Annotated in this window: 17 protein-coding genes; 7 read left to right on the plus strand and 10 right to left on the minus strand. The window is 72.7% G+C overall.

Annotated features, from left to right (window positions below; all coding sequences use genetic code 11):
• Positions 1 to 89: 89 nt before the first annotated feature.
• Both LNK82_RS03720 and LNK82_RS03725 read right to left on the minus strand, forming a co-directional pair.
• A complete protein-coding gene (locus LNK82_RS03720) occupies positions 90 to 1,691 on the minus strand; it encodes an aminotransferase class I/II-fold pyridoxal phosphate-dependent enzyme (RefSeq protein ID WP_230565495.1) in 1,602 nt (533 codons plus the stop codon).
• Positions 1,688 to 3,031, minus strand: coding sequence for an NAD(P)/FAD-dependent oxidoreductase (locus LNK82_RS03725; protein WP_308257152.1), 1,344 nt, complete (start codon positions 3,029 to 3,031; stop codon positions 1,688 to 1,690). Before LNK82_RS03725 ends, LNK82_RS03720 begins: the two co-directional genes overlap by 4 nt.
• A 329-nt stretch (positions 3,032 to 3,360) precedes the next feature.
• Between LNK82_RS03725 and LNK82_RS03730 the strand changes: the two genes are divergently transcribed.
• A complete protein-coding gene (locus LNK82_RS03730; RefSeq protein WP_230565497.1) occupies positions 3,361 to 3,576 on the plus strand; it encodes a hypervirulence associated TUDOR domain-containing protein in 216 nt (71 codons plus the stop codon).
• Positions 3,573 to 3,881 carry a DUF3140 domain-containing protein gene (locus LNK82_RS03735; protein ID WP_308257153.1) on the plus strand — a complete coding sequence of 103 codons (309 nt, stop codon included), beginning with the start codon at positions 3,573 to 3,575 and terminating at the stop codon, positions 3,879 to 3,881. The genes LNK82_RS03730 and LNK82_RS03735 overlap by 4 nt, the downstream gene beginning before the upstream one ends.
• A 24-nt stretch (positions 3,882 to 3,905) precedes the next feature.
• On the opposite strand, the gene crtI is transcribed toward LNK82_RS03735, so the two are convergent.
• Positions 3,906 to 5,363, minus strand: a complete 1,458-nt coding sequence (crtI, locus tag LNK82_RS03740) for a phytoene desaturase family protein (protein ID WP_230565498.1) — start codon at positions 5,361 to 5,363, stop codon at positions 3,906 to 3,908.
• Positions 5,364 to 5,387: 24 nt separating this feature from the next.
• The gene (locus tag LNK82_RS03745; protein ID WP_230565499.1) at positions 5,388 to 6,494 is read right to left on the minus strand and encodes a polyprenyl synthetase family protein; all 1,107 of its coding nucleotides are present in this window, start codon (positions 6,492 to 6,494) and stop codon (positions 5,388 to 5,390) included.
• Positions 6,495 to 6,648: 154 nt separating this feature from the next.
• Between LNK82_RS03745 and LNK82_RS03750 the strand changes: the two genes are divergently transcribed.
• From LNK82_RS03750 to LNK82_RS03765, 4 genes are all read left to right on the plus strand, one after another.
• Entirely contained in the window at positions 6,649 to 7,575 is a 927-nt protein-coding gene (locus LNK82_RS03750; RefSeq protein ID WP_230565500.1) for a phytoene/squalene synthase family protein, read from the plus strand.
• A 37-nt stretch (positions 7,576 to 7,612) separates the two neighbouring features.
• A complete protein-coding gene (locus tag LNK82_RS03755; RefSeq protein ID WP_230565501.1) occupies positions 7,613 to 8,575 on the plus strand; it encodes a DUF5914 domain-containing protein in 963 nt (320 codons plus the stop codon).
• 80 nt (positions 8,576 to 8,655) lie between these two features.
• On the plus strand, positions 8,656 to 8,940 hold the full coding sequence (locus LNK82_RS03760; RefSeq protein WP_230565502.1) for a WhiB family transcriptional regulator: 285 nt from the start codon (positions 8,656 to 8,658) through the stop codon (positions 8,938 to 8,940).
• Between the two features lie 11 nt (positions 8,941 to 8,951).
• A complete protein-coding gene (locus LNK82_RS03765; RefSeq protein ID WP_230565503.1) occupies positions 8,952 to 9,815 on the plus strand; it encodes a MerR family transcriptional regulator in 864 nt (287 codons plus the stop codon).
• Positions 9,816 to 9,863: 48 nt separating this feature from the next.
• Here LNK82_RS03765 and LNK82_RS03770 read toward each other — a convergent pair whose 3' ends face one another.
• Positions 9,864 to 10,406 (minus strand): hypothetical protein, encoded by a 543-nt coding sequence (locus LNK82_RS03770; protein WP_230565504.1) that lies wholly within the window; start codon positions 10,404 to 10,406, stop codon positions 9,864 to 9,866.
• Between the two features lie 142 nt (positions 10,407 to 10,548).
• Here LNK82_RS03770 and LNK82_RS03775 point away from each other — a divergent pair, with 142 nt between their 5' ends.
• A complete protein-coding gene (locus LNK82_RS03775; RefSeq protein ID WP_230565505.1) occupies positions 10,549 to 10,758 on the plus strand; it encodes a winged helix DNA-binding protein in 210 nt (69 codons plus the stop codon).
• Positions 10,759 to 10,824: 66 nt separating this feature from the next.
• On the opposite strand, the gene LNK82_RS03780 is transcribed toward LNK82_RS03775, so the two are convergent.
• The 5 genes from LNK82_RS03780 to LNK82_RS03800 form a co-directional block, all read right to left on the minus strand.
• Complete coding sequence (locus LNK82_RS03780) at positions 10,825 to 12,360, minus strand: FAD-dependent oxidoreductase (RefSeq protein WP_230565506.1); 1,536 nt, start codon at positions 12,358 to 12,360, stop codon at positions 10,825 to 10,827.
• Entirely contained in the window at positions 12,357 to 13,073 is a 717-nt protein-coding gene (locus LNK82_RS03785) for a class I SAM-dependent methyltransferase (RefSeq protein ID WP_230565507.1), read from the minus strand. The genes LNK82_RS03780 and LNK82_RS03785 overlap by 4 nt, the downstream gene beginning before the upstream one ends.
• On the minus strand, positions 13,051 to 13,377 hold the full coding sequence (locus tag LNK82_RS03790) for a lycopene cyclase domain-containing protein (protein ID WP_230565508.1): 327 nt from the start codon (positions 13,375 to 13,377) through the stop codon (positions 13,051 to 13,053). Before LNK82_RS03790 ends, LNK82_RS03785 begins: the two co-directional genes overlap by 23 nt.
• Positions 13,370 to 13,684, minus strand: a complete 315-nt coding sequence (locus LNK82_RS03795; protein ID WP_230565509.1) for a lycopene cyclase domain-containing protein — start codon at positions 13,682 to 13,684, stop codon at positions 13,370 to 13,372. Before LNK82_RS03795 ends, LNK82_RS03790 begins: the two co-directional genes overlap by 8 nt.
• Positions 13,685 to 13,762: 78 nt before the next feature.
• The coding region (locus LNK82_RS03800) for a TetR/AcrR family transcriptional regulator (protein ID WP_230565510.1) at positions 13,763 to 14,650 on the minus strand (888 nt) is incomplete at its 5' end.

Here is a 14,650-nt window from a genome sequence, read left to right on the forward strand (position 1 = left end):
CGCGCGCCGGGCCGGCGGGGCGAGCGGTGCGCACGACGAGGCGCTCGGTTAGCGGAGGGCGCTCGCGTTCGCCGCGAGCGCCCGTCCCGTCAGAACGAGTTGCCGAACGCGCTGGACAGGTGCTCCTTCGCGTCGCGCAGCGCCTCGTCGATGATCCGGGCCGCTTCCCGGGCCTGCTCCGGCTCGTGCGCGGCCTGCACCTGCAACCGGAAGCGCGAGGCGCCGGTCGGCGTCACCGGGAACTCGACCATGAACGCGAGCACCCCGCGGTCGAACAGCAGGCGGTTGACCGTCCGGGCGAGCTTCTCGTTCCCGATCAGGACCGGCACGATCGGGCTCGGCGAGCCCATGCAGGTCAACCCGCGCGCCGTCAGCTCGTCGCGCAGGGCGTGGATCGCCGAGAACAGCCGCCCGCGCAGGGCCTCCCCCTCGTCGGTGCGGATGATCTGGGCCGCCTTGAGCACCACCGCGGTCTGCATGGGGGACAGGGCGTTGGAGAAGAAGTGGGACCCGGCGAACATCTTGATGTACTGCTTCACCGCGGGCGACCCGGCCGCGACGAAGCCGCCGTTGGAGGCGAAGGTCTTGGAGAACGCGCCCATGACCAGGTCCACCTTGCCCAGCATGTCCTGCATGCCCAGGACGCCGGTGCCGCCGGGGCCCATCGAGCCGAGGTCGTGGGCGACGTCGACCAGCAGGGTCGCGTCGTAGGCGTGGCAGATCTCCTGCAAGGCGACGACGTCCGGCCAGTCGGCGTCCACCGAGAACAGGCCGTCGGTGATGACCATGATGCCGTTGTGGGTGTCGGTGGCGCGGATGCGGGCCAGGTGGCCGCGCACCGCCTCGACGTCGAGGTGGGTGTAGCGGGTGATGTTCTTCGTCGCCGCGCGCGCCCCCGTCTGCAGGCACGAGTGCGCGAGGCGGTCGATGAGGATGTGGTCCTCCTGGCGGACCAGGCCGGTGACGGTGCCGAACCCCGCCGACCACCCGTTCGAGAACAGCGTCACGTGCTCCAGGCCGACCAGCTCGCCGAGGGCGACCTCCAGCTCGTCGGAGATGCGGGTGTTGCCCAGCACCATCGGCGACCCGGCGCTGTGCGGGCCGAAGTCGCGCATCGCCCGGACCGCCGCCTCGCGGATCTCCGGGTGGGCGTTGAACGACAGGTAGTCCTGGGAGTTGAAGTTGATGCCCCTGGCCGGTTTGCTCAGGTCGTTGGTGATGGTCGCGACCCCGCCGGGCGCGGCCTCCAGGACGCGGGAGTACTGCCAGGTCTCGGTGCGCCTGCGCGCCTCCACCCAGCCGTGGAACTCCTCGGTCCGGCCGAGCAGGTTGGCCCCGACCGGCCGGAAGAAGTCGTAGGCGTTCTTGTCGAGCGCGTAGTCCTCGTCCGGGTCGATCGCGGGCGCGGCGGCCGTCGCCGGTTCCCACATCGGTTCCAGGTCGGCGCGGACAGCCGGGTAGTCCTCGCCGAAGAAGCGGGCCACCTCGTCCGCCGGGAGGGTGTCCAGCTCCTCCAGGTCCTCCCACGGGATGTGGGTCGCCCAGTTCCGCATCATGTCCGACACCTCGCGGGCGGCCTCGGCCACCGACTTGGCTGCGGTGAGCGGGTCGACGTCGGCCGCGTCGGCGGCGGCGATGAGCGCGGCGACGACCTCGCCGTCCTCGCGCTCGTGCGGCAGGGTGCCGGTCATCGGGTCGCCTCCGCTTCCACCCGCAGGAACGGGTTCTGCTGGTACGCGCGGTAGGTCGCCTCGAAGTCGGCGAACGCGACGTGGTCGCGCGAGGACTCCTTGGCCGTGTCGTTGAGCAGGAACACGTTGGACGGGTCGAAGAACTCCGAGACCGGCGCGACGTCGACGTGGGTGGCGATGAAGCGGTCGGTCTCCGCCTGGTTGCCGCGCAGGATCGCGAACAGCTGCAGCTCGTCGTGCCGCAGCGGCTTCATCTCCGCGAGCGTGCACACGTAGTCGTAGTAGGCCGCGGCGGTCTGGCTGCGCCGCTTGGCGGCGTACCCGGCCATGGCGGTGTCCCGGTCGGTCTCGCCGCCGAGCCACCGGCCGACCGCGTCGGCGGCGAGCTCCGCGTCACGCAGGGCGTGGGTGATCCCGAGCGCCGTGCACTGGTCCTTGAACGACTCGGCGTCGCCCACCAGCACCCAGCCGGGTCCGTGCAGCTGCCTCAGGTAGGCGGCCTGGTCGAGCGTCCCGTAGAAGCGCTCCTCCCGACGCGCCCGCGCCACGGTGTCCGCCGCCTCTTCGCTGATCAGCCCGAGCGCGCGGTGGAAGTTGCCCTCGACGTCGGCCCGGAACTCCGCGGCCCACTCGCTGGGCCCCCACGTCAGCACCATGGTCTGCCCGTGGTTGGTCGAGGCCATCGCCATCCCGAGCCTGCCCCGCCGGTGGATCTGCGCGTCGGCGTCGGGGATGCCGCTGAAGTAGCTCCAGTAGGCGAAGGTGCACCTCGGCCGTTCGTCGAACTTCTCGATCCCGAGGGCCCGCGCGACGAAGGAGTTGCGCCCGTCCGCCCCGATCACCACCTGCGCGTGCTCGACCGTGCCGTCGCGCCCCTTGATGCCGATGACGGTCCCGTCCTCGTCCCTTAAGAGCTCCTTGACGGTGTAGCCCTCGCGGAACTCGACACCGGCCCGGACCGCGTTGTCGACCAGGATCTTGTCCAGCACGTGCCGGCGGACGGAGAAGTACTCAGTGGTGATACCGGTGTCGTCGTCGTGCAGCAACCGGAACTGGTTGCGCAGCAGCTCCTCGGGCACGCTGCCGCGCAAGGAGATCCCATTGTTGACCACCGTGACCTCGGTGTGGGCGGGCGTCACGGCCCGGACCTGGTCCAACACCCCCAGGCGGTTCAGGTAGGACGCTCCGTGCGGCCAGACGAAATGCGTGGACAGGACATCACTGGGAAATCGCGACCGGTCCACCACCAAAACCCGGAGCCCCCGTCGGGCCAGGTGCGCGCCGACCGCCGCCCCGGCACACCGACCACCTATCACAATGGCGTTGTACATGTCGATCATCCCAACAGGACACCCATACCCTGTACAGGGCCGAACGGCCGAGCGATCTCCGGCTTTCGCGAGATCGGTCATCCACGGCCGCAATCGCCGGAATCAGGTTTCCGGATCTGTCGGTGTCCGGCCCGGATTCGCTTTGTGAAGTGACGATTCCTTGCTTTTTCGCGGTTTTCGCACTTGATCGGCTGGGGGTGCGTCGAGGACGCCGGCAGCGACGCGGTGGGCGAGGTGCGCAGGGGTGGACCACCTCACCGGGTGAACATGCCGCGTGGTATGCCCGATCGGCGCGCGACCGTCGGGCGCGGCCGGACGTGGCCGCGCAGAATCGGTCCATGGCCGAGGAGAAGTTGCACAAGGGTGACCAGGTCACGTGGTCGAGCCACGGGCAGGCGGTGCACGGCGAGGTGGTCGAGGAGATCACCGAGGACACCGAGGCCGCGGGCAGGCGGGTGCGCGCGTCGGAGGAGGAACCGCAGTACCGCGTGCGCAGCGACAAGAGCGGCAAGGACGCGGTTCACAAGCCGTCCGCGTTGGAAGACGACTCGTGAGAGACGAGTTCGAGGACGCCGTGAACATGACGGCGGCGGAGTTGAGGCGGTGGTTGGACACCGACGAGTCGCGGTCCGTCGGCCAGTCCGACGGCGGCGAATCGGTCGGGCACGAGTCCGGCAGGCGGATCGTGGAACTGCTGCGGACGAAGAAGGGCGACTTGACCGAGGCCGACCACGCGCACATGCGCAAGGTCGTCGGGTACGTCCACCGGCACCTCGCGCAGCGGCCTGATGGGGACGTCACGCACACGAGGTGGCGCTACTCGCTGATGAACTGGGGGCACGATCCCCTCAAGGACTGACGCCGTGCCGAGCGAACCCGTTCCTCACCGTCCCCGAAGCCGTTCGGCGGCCAGCCTGCCGGAGATGAGCACCGGCGGGATGCCGACGCCGGGTGTGGTGCCACCGCCCGCGAGCACGACGTTGCCGTCGCGGAACGGCAGGTTGCGCGGGCGGAACGGGCCGGTCTGGGTGAAGGTGTGCGCCGCCGAGAACGGGGTTCCGGCGGCCTGGCCCGCCCGTGCCCAGTCGTCGGGCGTCGTCACGGACAGGATCTCGACGTCGGAGTCCAGCAGCTCGCGGGCGACGAGTTCGTCGACGACCTCCGCGGCGTAGCGGCGGCCGACGGCGTCCCACCGGATCGCCGCGGCGTCCAGGTTCGGGCACGGGGCGAGCACGTACTGCACGTGCCGTCCCGCCGGGGCAAGCCCGGGGTCGGTGAGGGTAGGGGTGGTTAGCAGCAGGGACGGGTCGCTCATGAAGCGGCCCTCGCGGATGATCTCGTCGAACGTGGCCTCCCACGCGGCGCCGAACGAGATGGTGTGGTGGGCCCTCCCCCCGACCAGGCGCCGGGCGGTGAGGTGCACCACCATCGCGGACGGTGACCACCGCAGCGCGCGCGGGCGGCGTGGTTCGCCGCGCAGCAGCCGCGTGCTCTGGGCGGAGCCGGTGGCGAGCACGACGGCGTCGCAGGGGAAACGGGCGGTCGTCGTGCGGACCGCGGTCACCCTCGGGCCGGTGCGTTCGAGCGAGGCCACTTCGGTGTCGTAGTGGAACCGGACCCCCGCCGCGGCCGCGGCGTCGGCAAGGGCCTGCGGGACCGCACGCATGCCGCCGCGCGGGAACCAGACGCCGGCGATCGTGTCCATGTAGGCGATCACGGCGTACGCGGCGAGCGCGTCGGTGGGGGACACGCCGGCGTACAGGGCCTGGAACGTGAAGACCCGACGGAGCCGGTCGTCGTGGAGGAACCGACCCACCGCCCGTGACAGGGAGCCGAAGCCGCCGAGCCGCGCGAGGGCGACGAGGTCGCGGCCGAGGAGGTCGAGCGGCGAGTCGAAGCTCGCGCCGATGAACCGGTCGCGCTCGACCCGGTACAACCGGGTCAGCCAGGCGCGGAGCTCGCGGTAGCCCTCGGCTTCGCGGGAGCCCGCGAACTCGGCGATCGCGTGGCTCATCGCGTCGGCGTCGGTGTGCACGTCGAGCGCGCTGCCGTCGGCGAACTCGGCCCGGTAGGCCGGGTGCAGCGGCACCAGGTCGAGGTGGTCGGCGAGCCGTCCCCCCACCGCCGCGAACGCGTCGTCGAGCAGCTCCGGCATGGTCAGCACGGTCGGTCCCGTGTCGAGGGAATGCCCGGCCACGTCCAGCCTGCCCGCCAGGCCGCCGGGGTGGCTGTGCTGCTCCAGCACCGTGACCTCGTGCCCGGCCCCGCGCAGGTGCAGCGCGGCGGACAGGCCGGACAGGCCCGCGCCGATCACGACGACCGAGTCGGTGCGGCCCCTCACCACGTGCGCCACGGAGTCCGCCCGTCAATCCCGGCGGCGGACGGCCTTGGCCGCCAGCTGCCTCAAGTGCGCGCGGGCGACGTCGTCGACGGCCGCCCGGTCGAGCGCGGCGAGGCCGCGGGCGGTGAGCGCTTCGATGTGCTCCTCGACGGCCTCCACGGCGCCGTGGTCGATCAGCAGCGCCCGCGCGGCGGTCACGGCCCTGTCCGTCACAGGCCTGCCGCTGAGGCAGCGGAGCAGCGTCCGCGCGCCCGCGTGGTCACCCGCCGCGGTGGCCCTCGCGATGGCGATCGCCATCAACGGGGTGCGCTTGCCCTCGCGCAGGTCCTCCCCGATGGGTTTGCCGGTCACCGCGGGGTCGCCGAACATGCCGATCAGGTCGTCGCGCAGCTGGAACGCCACGCCGATGTCGCGGCCGAACACGCGCAGGCACTCGATCAGGTCGGCCGGCGCCCCGGCGAGCGCGGCGCCGAGGTGGAGCGGGCGTTCGACGGTGTAGGCGGCGGTCTTCAGCGCCGCGACCCGCAACGCGGCCTCCAACGACAGGTCCCGGCCCGCGGCGGCGCGCAGGTCGAGGTACTGACCGGCCATCATCTCCGTCCGCATCCGCTGCCACGGCCCCCACGCGCGTTGCAACGCGTCGGCGGGGAGCCCGGCCGTGACGAGCGCGTCGTCCGCCCAGGCCAACGCGAGGTCGCCGGCCAGGATCGCGGTGGAGTCGCCGTAGCGGCGGGCGCTGCCGGTCCACCGCGACCGCCGGTGCCGCGCGGCGAACGCCTCGTGCACGGCGGGTCTGCCGCGCCGGGTCGCCGAACGGTCCATCACGTCGTCGTGCACCAGCGCGCAGCACTGCAACAGCTCCAACGCCACGAGCGCGCGCACGACGGCCTCGGCCCTGTCGCCGCGCACCTCGCCGCCCGCCGCCCGCCAGCCCCACCAGGCGAACGCGGGCCTGATCCGCTTGCCGCCGGCCAAGGCCAGCGCCCGCACCTCCTCGACCAGTTCCCGTGCGGCGTCGACCTGCGGACGCGTGCGGAAGAAGTCGTCCAGCTCCCCCGCGAACCGCGCCGCGAACGAGTCGGGCGCCGGGGGCGTGGGGGTGTGGGTGTCGACGTCGGCCAGCAGCGACATCGTCGCTCCCTCGCGTGGTGTGGGTGACGGGGACTCGGTGGATCGAGCTAAGCAGCGCCACGCGCGCCCTGCACAACGAGCGGCGTTTGGTCATGCGGTGCGTCGCGGGCCGACTTAGCGTGAGGAGGTGCCATCGCGGGAAGGACGCCGACGCATGTCCGCAGACCGGGAACTGGATGCCGCGGGCATCGCCGAACCACAGCTGCGCGACGCCTATCGACGGTGCCGCGCGCTCAACGCCGAGCACGGCCGCACGTACTACCTGGCCACGAGGATGCTCGGCCCGGAGCAGCGGCCCGCCGTCCACGCGCTGTACGGGTTCGCCCGGTGGGTCGACGACATCGTCGACGAAGTCCACAGCGGACCGGAGCGCAAGGCCGAGGGCCTCGCGGCGGTCGAGGCGGACCTCGCCTCCGCGCTGGACCGCGGCACGAGTTCCGATCCCGTCGTCGCGGCGCTGCTGGACACCGTGCGCCGGTACGACATCCCCACCGCGCACCTCCGCGACTTCATGGCGTCCATGCGGATGGACCTGACCGTCACCGATTACGCGACCCGCGCCGAGCTCATGCGGTACGTCCACGGTTCGGCGGCGGTCATCGGCCTGCAAGTGCTGCCGGTGCTCGGGACGGTCGTGCCGCGTGAGGAGGCGGAGCCCGCCGCCGCCGCGCTCGGCATCGCCTTCCAGCTCACGAACTTCATCCGCGACGTCGGGGAGGACCTCGACCGCGGCCGGGTGTACCTGCCCGCCGACGAGCTGGCGGCCTTCGACGTCGACCGGGACCGGCTGGCGTGGGCCCGTGCGGCCGGCCGGGTCGACGACCGGATCCGGGCCGCGCTGCGCGACCAGGTCCACCGCACGCGCGAGGTCTACGGCCGGGCGCTGCCGGGCATCGCGATGCTCGCCCCGCGGTCGCGGCCGTGCGTGAGCACCGCGTACCGGCTCTACGGGCGGATCCTCGACCTGGTCGAGGAAGCGGATCACGACGTGCTGTCCCGGCGCGTCGCGGTGTCGAACGGCAGACGGCTCGCGGTCGCGTTGCCCGCGTTCGCCAGGGCCGTGCTGGCCCGCACGGCCTGACCACTCGCCCGCACGGCCTGACCACCGGAGGAGAGCCATGCCCGACCGCCTGCCGCTGCGCGCGTTCACCAGTCCGCCCTGGGCGCGGCAGGAACCGACCTGGCGGGACGCGAAACCCGCGCTCATCGAGGCGGCGCTGAAACGCGCCACCGCCCGGCCCTCCGGCAACTGGTTCGTCGTCGCCGCGAGCCGCGAGGTGGTGGGGGACCGGCCGGTCGGCCGGACCGTCGCCGGACGCGAGGTGGTGCTGTGGCGCGGGCCGGGTGGCGTGCCGGTGGCCGGTCCCGGCTCGTGCCCGCACCTGGGCGCGCCGCTGTGCCACGGGGCGGTCGCCGGCGGCAGGCTGGTCTGCCGGTGGCACGGGCTCGCGCTGGGGGGTGAGCGGTTCGGCGGGTGGAGCCCGTTCCCCGCGCACGACGACGGCGTGCTCGTCTGGGTGCGCTTGGACGACGTGGGCGGCGAGGAACCGCTGCCCGAACCGGTGCTGCCCGCACGCCCGGTGGGGCGAGCGCTCGACGCGGTCACGACGCTGGTCGGCCGCTGCGAGCCCGAGGACGTGATCGCGAACCGGCTCGACCCGTGGCACGGGGCGTGGTTCCACCCCTACTCGTTCGCGAACCTCCGGGTGCTGGAGACCCCGACCGAGGAGCGGGACCGGTTCCTGGTCGAGGTGGTGTTCCGGGTGGTCGGCAGGCTCGGCGTGCCGGTGACCGCCGAGTTCACCTGCCCCGATCCGCGCACGGTGGTGATGCGCATCGTCGCGGGCGAGGGGGAGGGCAGCGTGGTCGAAACCCACGCCACCCCGCTGGGCGACGGGCGGACGGCCGTGGTCGAGGCCACCGTCGCGCACTCGGACCGACGCGGGTTCACGCTGGTCAGGAGGGCTGCGCCGGTGATCCGGCCGGCGATGCGGTGGGCCGCCGCACGGCTGTGGCGAGACGACCTCGCCTACGCCGAGCGCCGGTACGCCCTCCGGTCGAGGGGCGCGCTGCCCGGCTGAGACGCCCTCAAGTTGAAACGGTTCTGAGTCGAATTTACGATGGGCTCGTCATCGTCGTCGACTCGCGAAGGACGCGTGCCATGCCCGAGCTCTCCCGCCTGCCCCGCCCCGTCGCCGAGTCCTGGGAGTGGCAGCTCTCCGGTCTGTGCCGAGGCATGGACAGCACCTCTTTCTTCCACCCGCCCAACGAGCGCGGCCCCGCCCGTGAGCAGCGCGAAGCCAGGGCGAAGGCCATCTGCGGCCGGTGCCCGGTGATGCGGAAGTGCCGCGAGCACGCCCTGGAGGTGCACGAGACGTTCGGCGTCTGGGGCGGCCTCGGCGAGAGTGAACTGCGGGCTATGCTTTCCGAACGCGCCAGGGGGTGAGTTCGCAGCCGATGAGTTGGACACCCCGTGCGGTCGCGGCGATGCTCGGGATCTCGCCGACCACGCTGCGCACGTGGGACCAGCGCTACGGGCTCGGACCGTCCGACCGCACGGCGGGCGGTCACCGCCGCTACCGCGACGACGAGGTCGACCGGCTGCGGCGCATGATCGCGTTGACCGCGCAAGGCGTCGCGCCCGCCGCCGCGGCTCTGCAGTCGCGGCAGCACACCCCGACCCCACCGCGGCCGGCCAGGCCTGAACTCACCGCCGCCGCGGCCCGCTCCGCCCGGCGAGGGTTCCTGACCGCCGCCGACCGGCTCGACGAGCCGCGCGTGCGGCGGCTGGCGGCCGAGCTGATCGCCGGGCACGGCGTGGTGGCCGCCTGGCAGGAGGTGCTCGCGCCGTTCCTCATCGAGCTGGGCGACCGCGTGCGCAAGCGTGGCGCCGGGATCGAAGTGGAGCACCTGGCCAGCGCCGGCCTGCTGCACGCGTTGCGCGGGGTGCCCTACCCGGACCGCGACGGCGTGCTGACCGCGTTGCTGTCGTGCGCGCCGGACGAGCAGCACACGGTGGCGCTGGAAGCACTCGGCGCCGCACTGTCCGAGGTGGACTGCCGGTGGCGCAGCCTCGGCGCCAGGGTGCCGTCGACGGCGTTGCGCGACGCACTGGAACGCCTGCGGCCGGCCGTGGTCGTGATCTGGGCCCACCACGTCGACCTCGCCGCCGCCGTGCCGATCGCGGAACTGAGCCGGGGTGCCGACGCGGTGTTCCTGGCCGCGGGCCCCGGCTGGGACGGGCTGCCGCTGCCCGCGTCCGTGCGTCGGCCGACCACGCTGGCCGACGCCGTGCGGATGGTCGTGGACCCGCTCGACTAGTGCCGTGGCCGGCAACGGCAGTGGAACCGATCCGTGAACGACGTCGCGTCACACCGCCCCGGCCGCCGATGTCGAACTCGTCGGTGCCGCCGCGCGTTCCCCATGTGACCGGTCGAAGATCGCCAGGAGGGCGAACCAGACCAGGATCAGGATGCCGGCCGGGCGCAGGAACGATTCCGGGAGCACGTTTCCCACGAAGGAGTACCCGGCGAGCCAGAGGCCCGTGACCACGCCGACCGCGCGAACCGGCCACGTCTTGCCGACCAGCGAACTCGACACGATCCAGACGCCGGCGAGGACGTGCCCGCCGAGCCGGACCGCCCAGGCGGTGTCGTGCGCGACCTCGTTGATCATCAGGATGCCGGCGAGCACGTCCAGTGCCACCCACCCGTAGCCGGCGGCCTTGGCCCACGGCGCCGCGTCCAGGCGCGAGACCAGGAAGAGGATGGAGAGGTGGAAGAAGACGCCCAGGTATTCCCCCCACGCCACGCTCGGGTTCACGAAGAAGGCGACAACGGCGGGGAGGAAGAGCACGAGCGGGAGAAGTGCCACGAAGCGCAGGTCGGTGTGGTGCCATCGGCTGGCGAGCATCGAAGAAGTCCTTGAGTCCGGGCCGGCTTGTAGGGTCGAACCGTAGAAGGGTGGTGTTGAATCGGGCGGTGCACTGCGGCAGAACGCCATCGCCGCGGCCCTGGGCTGGGACCGGACCCGGCTCTCGCACCTGCTGACCAGGATGGAGAAGCGCGACTACATCGTGCGCGGCAAGGTCGCGAACAGGGTCGAAGTCGCCCTGCGGCCGGAGGGACGGCGCACGGTGGACGCGTCGGTGCCGACTTTGGACGCCTCGACTCGGCGTCACCTGCTGGACCGCCTGGGCCCCGACGACGCGAAGGCGCTCAAGGACATCGTCGAGCGATTGCTGTCCGGCGAGAACAGCCGTTGACGCCGCACCAAGTCCGCCTACGACGAACGGCGCGGCCACCCACCCGCACCAGTGCCGTCACGGGACTCAGGACGGGTCGTCGAGCCGGCCCCAACGGCGGGCGACGGCGCGCAGCAGAGGACCCCGACCCGCGGTGGGCACGCTCCACAGCTCCGTCCCGGCCACGCCCCAACGGCTCAGCAGCCGGTTGGCCGCGGCGAACCCCGTGGTCGCCGCGCGTTCCATCAGCGCGACGGGCAGGTCGATCCGCACCAGGTCGCCCGCCAGCACGAGGAACTCGTCCGGGGTGCCCACCGCAGGTCGCCGGGCGAACCCTCCCGCGGGGAACAGCGGGCAGTCGGCCCGCAGTTCGTGGCGTTCGTCCACCACACCCGCCCGCTTGGTCTCCGGGTAGACCTCGGTGAGCTGCTCCCACAGCCGCGCCCGGGGATCGGGCTCGTCGGCCGGCAGGGCGTACCCGTGCAGCTCCACCACCGAACCGCCGGTGCGCGCGGCCCACGACCGCGCCTCGTGCTCGTAGTGGTCGAGCACGCTCACGTTGTCCAGCAGGCCGTACCCGCTGGTGCCGAGGAAACCCGGGCGGTCCGGGTCCACCGGCCGGTCGAGCCAGTACCGCGACACCAGGAACGGCGGCGCCGTCCGCAGCTCCGCGACCCGCTCGCGCCACCCGGCGTCACCCAGCCGCGGTGACGCGGCCACGACCCGGCGCAGCCCCGGCACGTCGGCGGCCAGCACGACCGCGTCCGCGTCGAGCGCGCCACCGGCCACGTCCACCGCGAACCGCCTGGTCCCGCCGGGTCGCACCGACCGCACCTCGACACCCCGCCGCACGGTGGCGCCCAGCTCGGCGAGGTGGCGACCGAGCGGTTCCCACAGGCCGTGCGGGAACGGGTCGGCCGCCACGTCGAACAGCAGGCCCTCCGACGAGCCGAGGAAGTAGATGTGGAACATCACCGCCAGCTCGGCCGCCGACATCCGGCTCGGGTGGGCGAAGAAGCTGCGCGAGAACACCTCGAACGCCAGCGCGTGCGCGGGCCGGGGGAAGCGGATCCGCTCCAGGTAGGTCGCCGCGTCCAGCCCGTCGAGCTCCCGGTAGACCTGCGGCACCGACACGTCCAGCAGCGGCAACGCCGCGCGCGCGTCGACCGACGGCAGGTCCGACCACCGGAACGTCGGGCTGCGGCGCAGGAACGCCAGCGCGTTCCACGGCAGGGTCGTGGGCAGCCCGGCGAACCCGTCGCGGTGCCCGCCGGTGTGCCACAGCGGGTAGTCGGGCAGGCCCACCAGCGCCCGACCGCCGGGATCGACCCGGCGCAGCAACGAGCGCAGGTTGTAGTACTGCCGGAAGAACGCGTGGAAGCCGCGCGTCATCGTGACCTCGCTGCCGTCGGCGAGCCGGGTCGGCCACCCGCCCACCCGGCCGCCGAGGTGGTGCTCGCGCTCGCACACCACGACCCGGGCGCCGCGCTCGGCCAGGATCGTCGCGGCGGCCAGCCCCGCGATACCCGCGCCGACCACGACTACCGTCGGCGCGTCCCCGTCGAACCGCGCACGACCCGCCGGCGCGGCGACGCGAACAGCCTTGCGGTCACGAGGCCTCACGGGCGCTCCCGGTCCGGCGCGAGCCCCGCGAAGGTGTGCACGACACCGAGCTGCCACCCGCGCACCGGCCGGCTGCGCACGCCGACGAACCCGTTGCGCCGGAGTCGGTCGCGCAGCGCGCCCGCGCCGTCGAACCGCAGCACGCTGCGCCACAGGTAGGTGTAGAGCGAGCGGTCACCGGTGAGCAACCACCCCGCCGGCACGACGACGAGTCCGCACATCGCGGTCCAGATCACCGTGTGCAGCAGGGAGTCGCGCACGGAGTACTCGTGCAGCACGAGGGGCGCTCCCGGTTTCAACAGCCCGCGCACGACGTGGAGGGTGGCGTCGGGATCGGGCAGGTTGCGCACGAGGTAGGCGGCGAACACCGCGTCGAACGGCCCGTGCACGTCCAGGTCCTCGACGCGGCTGTGCACGAACGTGACGGTGCCGGGCCACCGCTTGGCCCGTGCCCGCGCGAGCATCCCGGCGGACGCGTCCACCGCGACGATCTCCGCGTCCGGCGCCACGTCCAGCAACGCCGCCGTCGACGCGCCCGTGCCGCAGCCCAGGTCCAGCACGCGCAACCCGGCGCCACGCCCACGCAGGCCGAGCGCCCGCGCCGAGGTCCGCAACGCCCGGTGGTAACCGGGGTTCAGGCCGACCAGCAGGTCGTAGCCCTTCGCCGCGCCGTCGAACGACCCCGGCACGTCAGCGGCGGTCAGCCTGGTCACGCGCACTCCTCCTCCGCTCCCACAGCAACAACACGGCGGTCACCATCGCGAATCCGTACAAGAAGTCCTCGACCGGGATGTCCCACGGCGCCCGCACACCGCTGATCGCCCAGTCCGCGTACAGCACGATGGGCGCGTCGAGCCTGGTCAGCCACCCGTCCACCGGGACCTGGAAGCCGAGCACGATCGCCATCGTGACCCAGTAGACGAGGCGCCGGAACAACCCCGTGCGCAGCACCAGGAGCTCCCACAACACCACCAGGACCGCCGCGGTCGCCGCGGCCAGCAGGTACTCCCTAGCCATCGCGCAACAACCGGCCGACGGCTTCGTAGGTCAGCAACGCGCAAAGCGGGATGGCGACGAAGAACAACACCTCTTCGATCGGCAGGACACCGGCCAGCACCACGCCCGTCGTGCCGTCGCGGTGGAAGCTCCAGTGCCCGCGCGCGATCGCCACCACGTCCCACACCACCAGCACCAGCAGCACGGGCAGGACCGACCGGGCCACGTCCGGCCCCCGGCGGTACACACCGCGCCCCACCCACTCCAACGGCGCCGTGACGAGCAGGCACACGGCGAGCACGGCCACGTACTCGTACTGGCTCCTCATCGCACCTCCGCAGCTCTGCCTGCCGTCGACAGTAAGAGCACGCACGTGGGTCCGCACGACAAGCGGTCCCGCCTCAGGTCACTGATCGGGTGGGCGCGGGTCCGCGTGCTCACCGAGGAGGGCGGCGAACCCGTCGAGGTGACGTGCGAGGGCGTACTCGAAGAGCTGGTCCAGGTCCGACGCCACGTCCTGCGGAATCGTGGCCAGCAACGGGAACCGCCCGCTCGTGAGGAGCTCGTCCGTTCGCGCGCGCTGCGCCGGCCACCACTGGTCCAGCGGCACGCCGGTCTCCTGCTCGGCTTCGACCTCGTCCGCCAAGGGGAGGGCGGTGCTGATGACCAGCGTGTGCAGCGTGAGCGCTTCGCGGACCCGTGTCGCGATGGGCAGTGCGAGCCCGTCGAGCGCGCGCAGGACCCATTCCGTCTGGGCCATCATGTTGGGCACCAGCATCGGGCGGGTGAACGAGACGGCTCGGGGCAGCCAGAGGTGCCGTCGGCACAGCTGCCACTGCCGGCGGGCGATCAGCTCCAGCTTGGCCCGCCACCCCGGTGGCCCCTCGACGGGCAGGTCCGCCGCGCCGAAGACCTCGTCGGCCATCTGCGCCACCAGCTCGTCCTTGTTCTCCACGTGCCGGTACAGCGACATCGGGCCGACGCCGAGCTCGACCGCCAGTCGCCGCATGGACACCGCGTCGAGCCCTTCGACGTCGGCGATCGAGATGGCGGTGCGCAGGACGTGCTCGCGGTGCAACGCCTGCTGGGGGACGCCCTCCCGCCGTCGCGGTGAGGCGGTCCGGCCGGTCGACCGCGCCGGGTCGGTGCGGGCGCTGATCACCGTGCCGGAGCCGACCTTCGTCTCGACCAGCCCTTCGTCGCGAAGGGCCGCCACCACCTTGGTCGCGGGCGCGACCGCGACGCCCCACCCCTGGGCGATCTGGCGGGTGGTGAGCAACCCGTCGCCGGGCCC

It is taken from the genome of Saccharothrix luteola (assembly GCF_020859565.1).
GTDB classification, from domain to species: Bacteria; Actinomycetota; Actinomycetes; order Mycobacteriales; family Pseudonocardiaceae; genus Actinosynnema; species Actinosynnema luteola.

What these genes read in the sequence shown, in the direction of transcription:
- LNK82_RS03720 (WP_230565495.1), bottom strand. Translation starts at nt 1,691, where the DNA reads ATGACCGGCACCCTGCCGCACGAGCGCGAGGACGGCGAGGTCGTCGCC.
- LNK82_RS03725 (WP_308257152.1), bottom strand. Translation starts at nt 3,031, where the DNA reads ATGATCGACATGTACAACGCCATTGTGATAGGTGGTCGGTGTGCCGGG.
- LNK82_RS03730 (WP_230565497.1), top strand. Translation starts at nt 3,361, where the DNA reads ATGGCCGAGGAGAAGTTGCACAAGGGTGACCAGGTCACGTGGTCGAGC.
- LNK82_RS03745 (WP_230565499.1), bottom strand. Translation starts at nt 6,494, where the DNA reads ATGTCGCTGCTGGCCGACGTCGACACCCACACCCCCACGCCCCCGGCG.
- LNK82_RS03750 (WP_230565500.1), top strand. Translation starts at nt 6,649, where the DNA reads ATGTCCGCAGACCGGGAACTGGATGCCGCGGGCATCGCCGAACCACAG.
- LNK82_RS03755 (WP_230565501.1), top strand. Translation starts at nt 7,613, where the DNA reads ATGCCCGACCGCCTGCCGCTGCGCGCGTTCACCAGTCCGCCCTGGGCG.
- LNK82_RS03760 (WP_230565502.1), top strand. Translation starts at nt 8,656, where the DNA reads ATGCCCGAGCTCTCCCGCCTGCCCCGCCCCGTCGCCGAGTCCTGGGAG.
- LNK82_RS03765 (WP_230565503.1), top strand. Translation starts at nt 8,952, where the DNA reads ATGAGTTGGACACCCCGTGCGGTCGCGGCGATGCTCGGGATCTCGCCG.
- LNK82_RS03770 (WP_230565504.1), bottom strand. Translation starts at nt 10,406, where the DNA reads ATGCTCGCCAGCCGATGGCACCACACCGACCTGCGCTTCGTGGCACTT.
- LNK82_RS03775 (WP_230565505.1), top strand. Translation starts at nt 10,549, where the DNA reads ATGGAGAAGCGCGACTACATCGTGCGCGGCAAGGTCGCGAACAGGGTC.
- LNK82_RS03790 (WP_230565508.1), bottom strand. Translation starts at nt 13,377, where the DNA reads ATGGCTAGGGAGTACCTGCTGGCCGCGGCGACCGCGGCGGTCCTGGTG.
- LNK82_RS03795 (WP_230565509.1), bottom strand. Translation starts at nt 13,684, where the DNA reads ATGAGGAGCCAGTACGAGTACGTGGCCGTGCTCGCCGTGTGCCTGCTC.